The organism is Nocardioides sp., assembly GCF_031422975.1.
In the GTDB taxonomy this organism is placed as follows: Bacteria; Actinomycetota; Actinomycetes; order Propionibacteriales; family Nocardioidaceae; genus Nocardioides.
This window is the reverse complement of record NZ_JANPEO010000240.1, coordinates 1-13,853: the sequence shown is the minus strand read 5'-3', so window position 1 is coordinate 13,853 and position 13,853 is coordinate 1. Positions and strand designations below refer to the sequence as shown.

The window sequence follows — 13,853 nt, the reverse complement described above, 5'->3', positions numbered from 1 at the left end:
ACCGCTCGCGCATGTTGCCGCCCATCTTGCCCAGACCGACGAGTCCGATGTCCATGCGAGTGCCTCTCGGTGGATCGTTGGTGATGGTCTCACTCAACCATTCGCGTGGTCGGTGCAGAAGACGGGGCGGCAGGTCGTCTCAGGAGAGCAGGCGGCGCGGCATGAGCAGGTAGCGGAACGAGTCGGCCTCGCCGGCGTCGGTGCTGGAGATGACGACGGGCTTGCTGGCCTGGGTGAAGGCGAGGTCGATGTACTCGCCGTCGAGCGCGGTCAGCCCGTCGAGCAGGAACTGCGGGTTGAAGCCGGTGGTCAGGTCGTCCCCGGTGATCTCGGCCTCGATGACCTCGGTCGCCTGCGCCTCGTCCCCGGTGCCGGCGTCGAGGACGAGCTGGTTGTCGGCGAACTTCAGCTGGACAGCGGTGTTGCGCTCGGCCACCAGGGCCACGCGCTTGACCGTCTCGATCAGCTCGTCCTTCTTGACCTTCGCGATCGTCAGGTGCTCGCTGGGGAACAGCGAGCGGACCTTGGGGAACTCGCCGTCGAGGAGTCGCGTGGTGGTGCGCCGCACGCCACCCAGGGCGCTTCCCTCGAAACCGATCAGCCCTTCACCGCCGTCGCCGGAGCTGAGCGCGATGGTCACCTCGGCGCCCGAGGTCAGCGACTTGGCGGTGTCACCGAGGACCTTCGCCGGGACCAGCGCGGCCACTGACGCGTCGGGGGTCTGCGGGTTCCAGGTGAGCTCGCGGTGCGAGAGGCGGAAGCGGTCGGTGGCGAGCAACGACATGGTCGAGCCGTCGATCTCGATCCGGACACCGGTCAGGACGGGCAGCATGTCGTCGCGTCCCGCGGCGGTGACGGCCTGGGCGACGGCGTGCGCGAAGTCGTTGCTGGACACGGTGCCGGTCGCGGCCGGCATCTGCGGCAGCTTGGGGTAGTCCTCGACCGGCATGGTCTGGAGGCTGAAGCGAGCGGAGCCGCAGACCAGCGAGACGCGTGGACCCTCCAGCTGCATCTCGATCGGCTTGGCCGGCAGGCTGCGACAGATGTCGGCCAGCAGCCGGCCGCTGACGAGGGCGCTGCCCTCGTCGCTCACCTCGGCCATGAGGTCGGCGCGCGCCGAGGTCTCGTAGTCGAAGGTGGAGAGCACCAGTCCGGCATCGCTCGCCTCGATGAGGAGGCCGGCGAGCACGGGCGAGCTGGGACGCACCGGGAGGCTGCGAGCCGCCCAGGCAACGGCATCGGCGAAGACGTCGCGTTCGACGCGGAACTTCACTGCGGGCTCCTCAGGGGCAAACATGTGGGTCGGGGCAGGGGGTCAGAACGAGCGCGGTGCAAGGCACAGGTGCGCGCGGATTGTGAATCCTGCCATGCGCACGAGCTGGAACGGGAGGTAAGTCCCACGGTTGTCCCCAGGCCAGGGCCGGTTCCGTTGTTTCTGAGATTCGATCCGGTTACAGGTACATAGGAGTAATAGCGTCTGTGGAAACTGTGGACAACTCTTGTTTGCGCAGGTCAGCCCTCGCAATCGAAGTGCACAGGGGGTGTGCGTGAGGGTGTTCACCTGCGGGTCGGTCTGTGTACGCGGCGGGCGCTGGGTCCGGGTTGTGTCCGACCACCCACACCCTCTGTGGACGACACGCTGGGTGGAACCACACGTCGTCCACAGATTTCTTGTTCTCAGGTTTGGCGAGCCTGGACCTTCAACCGGTTGGTGAGTTCGGAGACCTGGTTGAACACCGCGCGGCGCTCCGCGAGGAGCTGGCGGATCTTGCGGTCGGCGTACATCACCGTCGTGTGGTCGCGATTGCCGAACTGCGCGCCGATCTTGGGCAGGGACAGCTCGGTGAGCTCGCGGCACAGGTACATCCCGATCTGGCGGGCCATCACCAGGTGCCGCCCGCGGCTCGGGCCGGTGAGGTCCTCGATCGAGACGCCGAAGTAGGCGGCGGTCTGCGCGATGATCAGGCCGGGCGTGATCTCCGGCTCGGCACCCTCAGGGATCAGGTCGCGCAACACGATCTCGGCCAGGCTCATGTCGACGTCTTGGCGGTTGAGGTTGGCGAACGCGGTGACGCGGATCAGGGCACCCTCGAGCTCGCGGATGTTGGTCTGGATCTTCGAGGCGATGAACTCCAGCACGTCCGGCGGCGCGGTGAGGCGGTCCATGGCGGCCTTCTTGCGCAAGATCGCGATGCGGGTCTCGAGTTCGGGTGGCTGGACGTCGGTGATCAGGCCCCACTCGAACCGGTTGCGGAGCCGCTCCTCCAGCGCCTCGAGCTTCTTGGGGGCCTGGTCAGAGGTGAGGACGATCTGCTTGTTGGCGTTGTGCAGCGTGTTGAAGGTATGGAAGAACTCCTCCTGCGTCTGGGTCTTGCCCTGCAGGAACTGGATGTCGTCGATCAGGAGCACGTCGACGTCGCGATAGCGGCGCTTGAACCGATCCTGCCGGTCATCGCGCACCGCGTTGATGAACTCGTTGGTGAATTCTTCACTCGAGACGTAGCGCACCTTGGCGTTGGTGTAGAGGCTGCGCACGTAGTGACCGATGGCGTGCAACAGGTGAGTCTTGCCCAGGCCGGACTCTCCGTAGACGAGCAGCGGGTTGTACGCCTTGCCCGGTGCCTCGGAGACGGCGACCGCGGCCGCGTGTGGGAAGCGGTTGGAGGAGCCGATGACGAAGGTCTCGAAGGTGTACTTCGGGTTCAGCCGCGTCTCGAGCGCGGAGTGGGCACGTCGGTCGCTGATGGCCTCGGGGGACGGAGCGCTGGCGGACTCCGGTGGCGGTGCGCTGGACGTCGGGATCAGGCCCGGCGGGGTGCCGTCATCAACCGGCGTATTTGTCGACATATCGCTAGGTGGACTTGTCTCTTCATCGACGTGGGTGTGTGGTGACAGGTCCTCCAGAGCCGGGTTGACGCTGACCGCCATCCGGATCTCGCGACCGAAGGACTCGCTCAACGCGTCTTCGAGCTGAGCGCGCAGCCGGCCCTCGAGCTGCCCGCGGGTGAAGTCGTTCGGCACCGCGATGATCGCGGTGCTCTCGTGCAGGGTCACCGGCTCACTGGCCCGCAACCAGGCGCGTTGGTGTGGTTGGAGGTCATGGACGATCGCTCGCCACACGGTTCCGAGATCGTTTGCCTGGTCGTCCACCGGCCTACCTCTCCTGCATCTGGTTGTTCGGTGTTTCGTCCACAGAGTTGTCCACAGACTGTGAACCACTGGCCTGGGGTGGTGACCTGGGTCACACCCCGCTTGTCGGACAGTGTTTCGTGAACCCTAAGTGTGCAGGTCAGGGGGCAGATGTCTGGTCCGGTGACCAACCGCGTCCGGCCCGTTAAATGCCGTCGAGTCCACCGGGTGGGGCAACCGCGGTGAGGCGCAACCTAACAACCACGAAACCCCCCGGCAAGCCGTCATCCACAGGCTGGCCCGCTGTGGGAGAGTCCTGAGTTTGACCCTGATTCGCCCGCACGCGTACCGTTGGCCGGTCACTCCGTGTCGACGGGTGCCGCATGTCCACGACTCCGTGACCCGCATCGGGTTCACGCGCGTGGGTGGGCGGTGCCGGCCGAAGAGCCAAAGCATGACGACCACTCTGTTCGTCGTGCGCACCAGTCCCGCCAGTGGAGTGGACACCCCAAGAGAAACTGCATCGGAGAGAAGCTCGTGAGCAAGCGTACGTACCAGCCGAACAACCGTCGTCGCCACAAGGTGCATGGTTTCCGCCTGCGCATGCGCACCCGCGCCGGCCGCTCGATCCTGTCGGCGCGCCGCCGCAAGGGCCGCAACAGCCTGGCCGTCTGACGGCTGCGCCTGCGGCGATCACGCTCGTGCTGCCCGCGGCGCACCGACTCATCGACAGTGACACCTTCCGGGTCACGGTTCGATCGGGTCGTCGCTGCGGATCACGCACTTTGGTGGTCCACCTCGACGTCCTGGCGCCCGGGCAACCGGCGCGGGTGGGATTCGTGGTGAGCAAGGCCGTAGGCAACGCCGTGGTCCGCAACCGCGTGAAGCGCCGACTTCGACACCTGACCCGGGAGCACCTGCCTGCACTGGCGGGGCTGCCGGGTTCTGCTGTGCTCGTGGTCAGGGCGCTGCCGGCGGCTGCGGCTGCGACCTACGCGGAACTCGATGTCGACCTGCGGCGTTGTCTGACCAGGGTGTCGTCGTGAGATTTCTGCTGATCGGGTTCCTCAAGGCGTATCGCGCGCTGATCAGTCCGTTGTACGGCCAGGTGTGCCGCTATCACCCAACCTGTTCTGCCTACGCGCTCGAAGCGGTCACCCAGCACGGTGCGCTGCGCGGCTCCTGGCTTGCTCTGCGTCGCCTCCTCCGCTGCCATCCGTGGGCGGCCGGCGGCTACGACCCCGTTCCTTCCCGCACCATGAGTGCGGGCCCGACCCCGACCCAGGGAGCTTGAGTGCTCGACTTCTTCGGCAATATCGGCGGTTTCATCATGACGCCGCTGTACTACGCCATCTCGTTCGTGCTCAAGGGCTTCCACACCGTGTTCGGGGACGTCTTCGGCCCCGCCTCGGGCGTTGCGTGGGTGCTGTCCATCATCGGCCTGACCCTGCTGATCCGAGCCGCGCTGATCCCGCTGTTCGTCAAGCAGATCAAGTCCAGTCGCAACATGCAGCTGATCCAGCCCAAGGTCAAGGAGCTGCAGAAGAAGTACGGCCACGACCGGGAGCGTCTCGCCCAGGAGACGATGAAGCTCTACAAGGACACGGGCACCAACCCGTTCGCCTCGTGCCTGCCGATCATCTTGCAGATGCCTATCTTCCTGGCCCTGTTCCGGCTGATCGACCAGGCGGTGAAGAACCCGGGCAATCCCAAGGGCGTCATGACGGTGACGCTCAACGAGCAGTTCCGAGACGCTCACTTCCTCGGCGCGAAGATCTCCGACACCTTCATGTCCACCCAGGACAACAGCGTGCGACTGCTGGCCGCCGTGCTGGTCATCTCCATGACAGCCACGACGTTCCTGACCCAGCGACAGCTGATGAGCAAGAACATGCCGGCCGACGCGCTCACAGGTCCGTACGCCCAGCAGCAGAAGATGCTGCTCTACGTCCTGCCGCTCGTCTTCGCCGTGGGTGGCATCGCCTTCCCGATCGGTGTCCTCTTCTACTGGACCACCTCCAACCTGTGGACCATGGGTCAGCAGTTCTACGTGATCCGCAACAACCCGGCTCCCGGCACGCCTGCCTTCAAGGCCAAGGAGGACCGGGTCAAGGCCAAGGCCGCTCGCAAGGGGCTGACGGTGGAGGTGCCGGCCAGTGAGGACTCCGCCGCGACGCAGAGCGCGGAGGACGAGCGACCGGCGCCGCGGGTGCAGCCCAAGCGGCAGACCAAGGCCCAGCGCCAGGCCAAGAAGAAGCAACAGGGCAACTAGCCGCCCCCCACAGTTCCCCGCGGCCACGCCGCGATTCCGCACCGCAGATGGCAGGAGATTTGCACATGAGTGAGTCCAGCGCAGTCGAACCCAGCGAGACCAGCCCAGAACTGACCGGCACCGAGCCGGTCGAGAACGAGAAGGCCGGGGACGCGGACGAGAGCCCCGAGACCGGCACCCCGACCAAGGTGGAGCGCCTGGAGAACGAAGGCGACATCGCCGCCGACTACCTCGAGGAACTGCTCGACATCGCCGACCTCGACGGTGACCTGGACATGGACGTCGAGGGCGATCGGGCTGCCGTGTCCATCGTCGGCGCCGACCTCTCGCAACTCGTCGGAGCCAAGGGCGAGGTGCTCGACGCGTTGCAGGAGCTCACGCGACTCGCGGTCTACCGCGAGACCGGCGAGCGGTCGCGCCTGATGCTCGACGTCTCGGGCTACCGGGCCGAGCAGCGCGAGCGTCTCGTGGTCCTGGCGACGGAGAAGATCGCCGAAGTCCGGTCTGCCGGTCTGCCGGTCTCTCTGGAGCCGATGACCTCCTTCGAACGCAAGGTGGTCCACGACGCCGTCTCGGCCGCGGGCCTGACATCGGAGTCCGAGGGTGCAGAGCCGCGCCGTTTCGTCGTCATCCTGCCGGCCTGACCGGGCATGTTTCACGTGAAACAACTCCCGTGAGCTCGACGGACAACCTCCTACCCTCCGTGCCCGAGACGGCCCGGGGGGTGTTTGGTTCCGACCGGTTGCCGCTGGCTGAGGCGTACGCCGACCTGCTGGCGACCGACGGCGTCGTCCGTGGCCTCATCGGACCCCGCGAGGCACCGCGGCTCTGGGATCGGCACCTGCTCAACTGCGCCGTACTCGGCGAGGCCATCCCCCTCGACGTCTCGGTGTGCGACGTCGGGTCGGGCGCCGGCTTGCCGGGCCTGGTGCTGGCGATCGCCCGTCCGGACCTGCGCATCACTCTGGTGGAGCCGTTGCTGCGCCGTACCACCTTCCTCGAGGAGGCGGTCGAACAGTTGGGGCTCACCCAGGTGACGGTGGTGCGGGGCCGTGCGGAGGAGGTGAAGGAGCGTCATGGTTTCGATGTCGTGACGTCAAGAGCGGTGGCGCCCCTCGAACGACTGCTCCGGTGGTCGATGCCCCTCGTTGCTCCGAACGGAGCGCTCGTGGCGATGAAGGGGGCGTCGGTGGCCGAGGAGATCGAGTTGGCTCGACCGACGCTCCGCAGGCTGCACTGCGCCGAGCCGGAGATCCTGACCCTGGGAACGGCAGCACTTGTCCACAGCACGCACGCTCTACGGGTGGCTTGGGCGGACCCGACGCAGGTAGGTTTGCCCGCCTCACGCTCGCCACGCGAATCACGCCGTCGTCGACGCTGATCTCTGATCAATGAAGAAGGAAAGGTCCTGGTTGTGACCGAGGACTCGAACCGTCCTGAACACGCTTCCCCGTTCCACCCAACGCGGTTATCCACCACGCCGCCGCCGCTCGCTGAGCGTGAGTATCCACAGGAAGCTCACGTTCATCCACAGGTTGAGGGTGTGGACGTTTCACGTGAAACGACGTCCCAGGAATCGGTTTCACGTGAAACCACGCGCTGGCAGGTGCGTACGGCGGCTGAGGTCGCCGAGGGCGGGAGCGCCTTCGATGACGACACCACCCCGTTGGCCCGCGCTGCGGAACAGTCGGTACTCGCTCGCAGCGGGCATCTGCACCGCGATCGACCCGCGCCCCGACCCGACGGCACCCGGGTCTTCGTGGTGGCCAACCAGAAGGGTGGCGTCGGCAAGACCACCACGACGGTGAACGTGGCTGCCGCCCTGGCGCTACTGGGTCAACGGGTGCTGGTCATCGATCTCGACCCTCAAGGCAACGCCTCCACGGCACTCAGCGTCGATCACCATCGAGGGGTTCCCTCGACGTACGACATGCTCGTGGATGGCCAACCGCTGGCGGACGTGATGACGAAGAGCGATGAGATCTCCGGGCTCTGGGTCGTCCCGGCCACCATCGATCTGGCGGGCGCGGAGATCGAGCTGGTGAGCATGGTCGCGCGCGAGACGCGGCTGAAGACGGCACTGGCCGGGCACCCCTGGATCGGGTCCGCGGCCGACGCGGGGGAGGAGCGGTTCGACTACGTCCTCATCGACTGCCCACCGTCGCTGGGCCTGCTGACCTTGAACGCGCTGGTGGCGGGCCGGGAGATGTTCATCCCGATCCAGGCGGAGTACTACGCGCTGGAAGGCCTCGGCCAACTGCTGGAGACGGTGGAGATGGTGCGCAAGCACCTGAACCAGAGCCTGATCGTGACCACGATCTTGTTGACGATGTACGACGCCCGCACCCGGCTGGCCGCGGGAGTGGCCTCGGAGGTTCGCGAGCACTTCGGCCCCGAGGTGCTCAAGACGGCGATCCCCCGCTCGGTGCGCGTCTCCGAGGCGCCGTCCTACGGGCAGACGGTGATGACCTACGATCCTGCGTCGGCCGGTGCACTCAGCTACCTCGAGGCAGCCCGGGAGATCGCAACCAAGGGAGCACCTCGATGACCACCACCCCCAAGCCGCCCCGTCGGGGCCTCGGTCGTGGGTTGGGCTCCCTCATTCCGACCGCGCCGCCCGAGTCGAGCGACGGTAGCTCGAACTCGGCTCCCGCCTGGACTGCTCCGAGCGACAGCGGCGCCGTGGACGGCCGCGCCGCCTCGAACGACGGTGCTCCCGCCCCCACCGGCAGCGTCGCTGGCGCCTACTTCGCCGAGCTGCCGATCGCCCAGGTGCGCCCCAACGCCCGCCAGCCTCGTCAGGAGTTCGAGGAGGAGGCCCTGGCCGAGCTGGTGCACTCGATCACCGAGGTGGGGCTCCTCCAGCCGGTCGTCGTCCGGAGGACCGGCGAGGCGTCCTACGAGCTGATCATGGGCGAGCGGCGTTGGCGCGCCGCCCAGGCCGCCGGTCTCGAGGCCATTGCGGCCATCGTGCGCCAGACCGACGACAACGACATGCTCCGCGACGCCCTGCTGGAGAACCTGCACCGGTCGCAGCTCAACCCGCTGGAGGAGGCGGCCGCCTACGGCCAACTGCTCGAGGACTTCGGCTGCACCCATGACGAACTCGCCCACCGGATCGGCCGGTCCCGCCCCCAGATCAGCAACACCCTGCGCCTGTTGAAGCTGTCGCCCCCCGTGCAGCGTCGCGTGGCTGCCGGCGTGCTGTCGGCAGGCCATGCCCGGGCGTTGCTGACGATCGAGGACCCCGACCTCCAGGACCGCCTCGCCGCTCGGGTCACTGCCGAGGGAATCAGCGTCCGCGGTTTGGAGGAGATCGTCTCCCTGGGTCCGGGTCAGACCTCCGCGTCACGGACCCAGCGCAACCGGCCGACAGCGCCCGGCCTGGTCGACCTCGCCGAGCGGCTCTCGGACCGCTTCGAGACCCGGGTCAAGGTCGACCTGGGCAAGGCGAAGGGCAAGATCACCGTGGAGTTCGCGTCGCTCGATGACCTGCGCCGCATCGTGGAGATCATGGATCCGCGCAATCGCAGCGACCGCCCGATCTGAGGGTGACTCCGCAGGCAAGTCATGCACGTGTCAGGGGTTGCGACACCTGACACGTGCAGGAGTCCCGGATATCCGGGACTCCAACGGGGCAACAACGCTGTGCCCGACACGGTGAGAGCCGAATGTCGACAAAGCGATTCAGCGACAAGGCGACCTAGCGACAGATCGAGAGATCACTTCTTGGCGGCGCGCGTGGCCGCGCGCCTGCGCGCCCGCTCGCGCTTCTCGGCGGCGTCGAGCGCGGCCGCCTCCTCGAGCGTCGGCGCCGTGCCGCCCAGACGTCTCGGTACCCACCACGAGCCGGGCGGCTGCTCCCGGGTGGGGTACGCCGCAATCGTCTGCTCGAGCATCGCGTTCATGCGCGCGTGGAGCTCGGCGGTCTGCGCGACCGCATTGGCCTGCGTCGTGGGATGCATCGGCTCACCGACGGTGATCGCGATCGTCTTCCCGCGGGAGAAGTCGCGCGGGTGGTCCTTGGTCACCATCCGCTGGGTGCCCCACATGATCACCGGCACGAGCGGCACGCCGGCCTCGGCGGCGATCCGCACGGCGCCCGACTTGAACTCCTTGAGCTCCATGGCCCGCGAGATGGTCGCTTCGGGGAAGATCCCGACCGCCTCGCCGCTCTTGAGGTAGTCCAGCGCCGTCGACAGGGATGTCTCCCCGGCCGCGCGATCCACCTCGATGTGGTGCAGCGAGCGCATGAAGGCACCGAGCGCGGGGTTCTCGAACAGCTCGCGCTTGGCCATGAAGCGCACCTTGCGACCCGACGGGTTCGCGGCCAGGCCGCCGTAGATGAAGTCGACGTAGCCGATGTGGTTGTAGGCCAGCAGGACGCCGCCGGAGCGGGGCACGTGTTCGGTCCCGGTCATCTGGAACCGCTGCCCGAGCAGTCGGAAGGCGGTCTTGGCGGTGACGATGACGGGTGGGTAGGTGAGGTCGCGCATGTCCGCGAGCCTAGGGGGCATGCGGCACTGCGGCGAGGCGAGGTGACATCGGTCGTCGCTGGCAGCTCGACGTGCTGTCTAGCGGCGGGTCGCCAAGAAGTCGCCGATCCGGCCGATCGCTTCCTCGAGCACTGACGCCTCGGGCAGCGTGACAAGGCGGAAGTGGTCGGGCTCGAACCAGTTGAAGCCGGTGCCGTGGGTGACCAGGATCTTCTTGGCGCGCAGCAGGTCGATCACGAACTGCTCGTCGTCGTCGATCGGATAGATCTCGGGGTCGAGGCGCGGGAAGCAGTAGAGCGCGCCCTTGGGTGTCACGTTGGAGACGCCCGGAATGTCGTTGAGCAGCCGGTCGGCGAGCATCGACTGCTCGTAGAAGCGGCCGCCGGGTCCGATGAACTCCTCGATCGACTGATAGCCGCCGAGCGCGGTCTGGATCGCGTGCTGCGCGGGCACGTTGGCGCACATCCGCATGTTGGCCACCAGGATCACGCCCTCGAGGAAGTCGGTGGCGATCTCCTTCGGGCCGGAGACCATCAGCCAGCCGGCGCGGTAGCCGCACACGCGGTAAGCCTTCGAGAGCCCGCTGAAGGTCAGGCACAGGACGTCGTTGCCGGCGAAGGTCGCGGCATGGTGGTGCCGGGCGTCCTCGAAGAGGATCTTCTCGTAGATCTCGTCGGCGAACACGACCAGCTCGTGTCGGCGGGCGATGTCGATCAGGCCCTTGACGACGTCCTCGCTGTAGACGGCGCCGGTGGGGTTGTTCGGGTTGATGATCACCAGACCGTGGGTGTTCTCGGTGATCTTGGCCTCGATGTCGGCGAGGTCGGGGTTCCAGCCGTTCTCCTCGTCGCAGCGGTAGTGCACCGCCGTACCGCCCGACAGGGTGATCGCGCCGGTCCACAGCGGGTAGTCGGGGGCGGGCACCAGGATCTCGTTGCCGTCGTCGAGGAAGGCCTGCAGCACCATCGAGATCAGCTCGGAGACGCCGTTGCCGATGAAGACGTCCTCGACGCTGACCTCGCGCAGGCCGTGGGACTGGTAGTAGTTCATCACCGCCGTGTGGGCGGAGTAGATCCCTCTCGAGTCGCTGTAGCCCTGGGACTTCGGCAGGTGGTGGATCATGTCGGCCAGGATCGCCTCGGGCGCCTCGAAGCCGAAGGGCGCGGTGTTGCCGATGTTGAGCTTGAGGATCCGGTGCCCCTCCGCCTCGAGGCGCTGCGCCTCGATGAGGATCGGACCCCGGACGTCGTATCGGACACCTCGAAGCTTCTTGCTCTGGCGGATCTGGCGCATGAGCCCATCCTCGCAGGCGGTCACGCGGCCTACCATGGACCCATGTCGCGGCGGACAGCTCCACTCACGCTCGATCACCTCGCGCAGGTGCGCGAGCCCTGTCGCTCCTGCCTGTTCTGGGCACAAGACCCGGTCAGCCGAGCCCGCCTCGTGGACGGCGAGGAGATCGAGGCCCGCGACGCGTGGCTGTCGTGGGTGCTGCGCGAATGGGGCTCGGCCGGCCGGGTCGCACTGATCGACGGTGAGGTGGTGGGGCACGCGATCTACGCTCCGGTCGCGTTCTTCCCCGGCGCTGCCGGGATGCCGACCTTCCCCCCGTCGCCGGACGCCGTCTTGTTGAGCACGGTGTACGTCGAACCCGCGGCCCGCCACGGCGGAGTGGGCCGGCTCCTGGTGCAGGGGATGGCACGTGACCTCGTCCAGCGCGAGATCACGGCCGTCGAGGCCTTCGGGGACACCCGCGGCCGGTCGGCCGGCTGCGTGATGCCGGCCGAGTTCCTCGGACGCGTCGGCTTCAAGACCCAGCGGGCGCACGTGACCACGCCCCGGATGCGGATGGACCTGCGCTCGGTCGTCACCTGGAGGTCGGAGGTCGAGCTCGCCCTCGAACGGCTCTGGGGCGCCGTACGACCCTCGCCCGCACCGGCACCGAAGACGACGCACCGTACGCAGGGCTGAGACGCACGAAGCCCCGGCCCGCTGGTGCGGACCGGGGCGAACGTGGCTAGGACTCAGATGAAGTCGGCGAGCTCCTTGAGGAGCGCGGCCTTCGGCTTCGCACCGACGATGGACTTCACGACCTCGCCGCCCTGGTAGACGTTGATCGTCGGGATGCCCGTGACGCGGTAGGACGACGGCGTGACGGGGTTCTCGTCGACGTTCATCTTCAAGAACGTGATCTTGTCGCCGTGCTCGGCGTTGATCTCGTCGAGGATCGGGGCGACCTGGCGGCAAGGGCCACACCATTCGGCCCAGAAGTCGACGAGGACGGGCTTGTCGGACTTGAGAACCTGCGCGTCGAACTCGGCGTCGGTGACAGCGGAGATGTTGCCCACGGGGGATGCCCTTTCGTTAGTCGGATGACGTCTGTAGATCACTCAACACCACTCCACCACCATCTGTTCCCGCGGCTGAGGCTGCGGGCACGGCGCCGGTGGCGGGTGGAGCCGAGGCCCCTCAGCTCGTGGCCTGCACCACCTCGGTGACGATCTCCTCGGTCTCCGCCGGGGAGGCGTTGACCAGGGCGGCGTGGTCGAGCGACGCGACGTAGCGCTCGGCGTCGAGGGCGGCGGCGCAGCCGGTGCCGGCGGCGGTGATCGCCTGGCGGTAGTGGTGGTCCACGAGGTCGCCGGCGGCGAAGACGCCCGTCAGGTTGGTCGCGGTCGAGGGCTGCTTGACCAGCACGTAGCCGTCGTCGTCGAGGTCGACCTGGCCGGTGAGCAGCTCCGAGCGCGGGTCGTGGCCGATGGCGATGAACAGCCCGGTGACGTCGAGCTGTCGCTGCGAACCGTCCACCGTGTCGCGCAGGGTGATCGACTCGAGGCGATCCGCTCCGTTGATCGCGGCGACCTCGGAGTTCCACACCATCTCCAGCTTGGGGTCGGCGAAGGCTCGCACCTGCATGATCTTGGAGGCGCGCAGCTCGTCGCGTCGGTGGATCAGGTAGACCTTCGAGCCGAAGCGCGTCAGGAAGGTCGCCTCCTCGATCGCGGAGTCACCGCCGCCGACGACCGCGATCGCCTGCTCGCGGAAGAAGAAGCCGTCGCACGTCGCGCACCACGAGACGCCGCGGCCGGAGAGCTCCTCCTCGCGGGGCAGGCCGAGCTTGCGATACCCCGAGCCGGTCGCGAGGATCACCGACCGGGCGCGGAACTCGCCGTCGGCCGTGCGCACGACCTTGACGTCTCCGGTCAGGTCGACCTCGACGACGTCGTCGGAGACCAGCTCTGCGCCGAAGCGCTCCGCCTGGGCGCGCATCTCGTCCATCAGCGCCGGGCCCATGATGCCGTCGCGGAAGCCGGGGAAGTTCTCCACCTCGGTGGTGTTCATCAGCGCACCGCCCGCGGTCACCGAGCCCTCGAAGACCAGCGGCTTCAACGCGGCGCGCGCCGCGTACACCGCAGCCGTGTAGCCCGAGGGTCCCGAGCCGATGATGATGACATTGCGAACTTCGGACATGCGGTCTCAGGCTCCTGGGGATCGGGGATGGCTCGTACGCCGTGTGCAACCGATCGTAGGCCGCGGATGTTCCACGCGACCGGCGGTCCCAGTCGTGGCGGGCTCAGGGCGCGGGGAGCCGCAACGAGCGGAGAGCACCGCGCCTGCCGCAGAGGAAGACGTCGACCTGCTGGGTGCTGCCGACCGGGGCGCGGAAGACCAGCGCGCCGGGCAGGCCGTCGTAGGTCACCGGCACGTTCGTGCCGGCGCCCGCACCCGGGAGCGGACACGCCGGGTCGGGTGAGGAACCGGCGGTGGTGTCGGTGAGCCGCCGCAGTGGGCGGATCTGGGGCACCAGGGCGGCGTGGCTGTCCAGGGCGGGGACGTCGGCCCGCCCGCTGGGAGCGCTCTCCTGGGCGCGCAGGTCCGCCCCGCCCTGCTTCTCGTCCGTCCCTGCCTCGGCGTCCGGGCCGGCCGACAAGGCACGGTCGGACTCGGTCGACTGG

16 protein-coding genes are annotated in these 13,853 nt (G+C 67.8%); 9 read left to right on the top strand and 7 right to left on the bottom strand.

Going from position 1 to position 13,853, the window contains the following annotated elements; genetic code table 11:
- Positions 1-139: 139 nt before the first annotated feature.
- Entirely contained in the window at positions 140-1,273 is a 1,134-nt protein-coding gene (gene dnaN, locus RMO85_RS07235; protein WP_310528031.1) for a DNA polymerase III subunit beta, read from the bottom strand.
- A 404-nt stretch (positions 1,274-1,677) separates the two neighbouring features.
- The gene (gene dnaA, locus RMO85_RS07230; RefSeq protein ID WP_397203336.1) at positions 1,678-3,195 is read right to left on the bottom strand and encodes a chromosomal replication initiator protein DnaA; all 1,518 of its coding nucleotides are present in this window, start codon (positions 3,193-3,195) and stop codon (positions 1,678-1,680) included.
- A 471-nt stretch (positions 3,196-3,666) separates the two neighbouring features.
- On the opposite strand from dnaA, the gene rpmH reads away from it, so the two are divergent.
- The 8 genes from rpmH (at position 3,667) to RMO85_RS07190 (ending at position 8,950) form a co-directional block, all read left to right on the top strand.
- Positions 3,667-3,804: a 50S ribosomal protein L34 gene (rpmH, locus tag RMO85_RS07225; protein ID WP_297749419.1), complete on the top strand. Its 138-nt coding sequence runs from the start codon at positions 3,667-3,669 to the stop codon at positions 3,802-3,804.
- A gap of 26 nt (positions 3,805-3,830) precedes the next feature.
- Positions 3,831-4,175, top strand: a complete 345-nt coding sequence (rnpA, locus tag RMO85_RS07220; RefSeq protein WP_310528029.1) for a ribonuclease P protein component — start codon at positions 3,831-3,833, stop codon at positions 4,173-4,175.
- On the top strand, positions 4,172-4,423 hold the full coding sequence (yidD, locus tag RMO85_RS07215; RefSeq protein ID WP_310528027.1) for a membrane protein insertion efficiency factor YidD: 252 nt from the start codon (positions 4,172-4,174) through the stop codon (positions 4,421-4,423). The genes rnpA and yidD overlap by 4 nt, the downstream gene beginning before the upstream one ends.
- 36 nt (positions 4,424-4,459) lie before the next feature.
- The gene (gene yidC, locus RMO85_RS07210; protein ID WP_397203334.1) at positions 4,460-5,401 is read left to right on the top strand and encodes a membrane protein insertase YidC; all 942 of its coding nucleotides are present in this window, start codon (positions 4,460-4,462) and stop codon (positions 5,399-5,401) included.
- 47 nt (positions 5,402-5,448) lie between these two features.
- Positions 5,449-6,045 (top strand): protein jag, encoded by a 597-nt coding sequence (locus RMO85_RS07205; protein ID WP_397203330.1) that lies wholly within the window; start codon positions 5,449-5,451, stop codon positions 6,043-6,045.
- Positions 6,046-6,074: 29 nt separating this feature from the next.
- Positions 6,075-6,782, top strand: a complete 708-nt coding sequence (rsmG, locus tag RMO85_RS07200) for a 16S rRNA (guanine(527)-N(7))-methyltransferase RsmG (protein ID WP_310528023.1) — start codon at positions 6,075-6,077, stop codon at positions 6,780-6,782.
- A 225-nt stretch (positions 6,783-7,007) separates the two neighbouring features.
- On the top strand, positions 7,008-7,949 hold the full coding sequence (locus tag RMO85_RS07195; RefSeq protein WP_310528021.1) for a ParA family protein: 942 nt from the start codon (positions 7,008-7,010) through the stop codon (positions 7,947-7,949).
- Entirely contained in the window at positions 7,946-8,950 is a 1,005-nt protein-coding gene (locus RMO85_RS07190; protein ID WP_310528019.1) for a ParB/RepB/Spo0J family partition protein, read from the top strand. Before RMO85_RS07195 ends, RMO85_RS07190 begins: the two co-directional genes overlap by 4 nt.
- A gap of 173 nt (positions 8,951-9,123) precedes the next feature.
- On the opposite strand, the gene RMO85_RS07185 is transcribed toward RMO85_RS07190, so the two are convergent.
- Both RMO85_RS07185 and RMO85_RS07180 read right to left on the bottom strand, forming a co-directional pair.
- A complete protein-coding gene (locus RMO85_RS07185) occupies positions 9,124-9,897 on the bottom strand; it encodes a lysophospholipid acyltransferase family protein (RefSeq protein ID WP_310528017.1) in 774 nt (257 codons plus the stop codon).
- A gap of 78 nt (positions 9,898-9,975) precedes the next feature.
- Positions 9,976-11,190 carry a pyridoxal phosphate-dependent aminotransferase gene (locus tag RMO85_RS07180; protein ID WP_310528016.1) on the bottom strand — a complete coding sequence of 405 codons (1,215 nt, stop codon included), beginning with the start codon at positions 11,188-11,190 and terminating at the stop codon, positions 9,976-9,978.
- Between the two features lie 42 nt (positions 11,191-11,232).
- Here RMO85_RS07180 and RMO85_RS07175 point away from each other — a divergent pair, with 42 nt between their 5' ends.
- On the top strand, positions 11,233-11,868 hold the full coding sequence (locus RMO85_RS07175) for a GNAT family N-acetyltransferase (protein WP_310528014.1): 636 nt from the start codon (positions 11,233-11,235) through the stop codon (positions 11,866-11,868).
- A gap of 53 nt (positions 11,869-11,921) precedes the next feature.
- Here RMO85_RS07175 and trxA read toward each other — a convergent pair whose 3' ends face one another.
- From trxA to RMO85_RS07160, 3 genes are all read right to left on the bottom strand, one after another.
- Positions 11,922-12,245, bottom strand: coding sequence for a thioredoxin (gene trxA / locus RMO85_RS07170; RefSeq protein WP_310528012.1), 324 nt, complete (start codon positions 12,243-12,245; stop codon positions 11,922-11,924).
- A 121-nt stretch (positions 12,246-12,366) separates the two neighbouring features.
- Positions 12,367-13,368: a thioredoxin-disulfide reductase gene (trxB, locus tag RMO85_RS07165; RefSeq protein WP_310528010.1), complete on the bottom strand. Its 1,002-nt coding sequence runs from the start codon at positions 13,366-13,368 to the stop codon at positions 12,367-12,369.
- Between the two features lie 103 nt (positions 13,369-13,471).
- Positions 13,472-13,853: hypothetical protein (locus RMO85_RS07160; RefSeq protein ID WP_310528006.1), on the bottom strand; the 382-nt coding region annotated here is incomplete at its 5' end.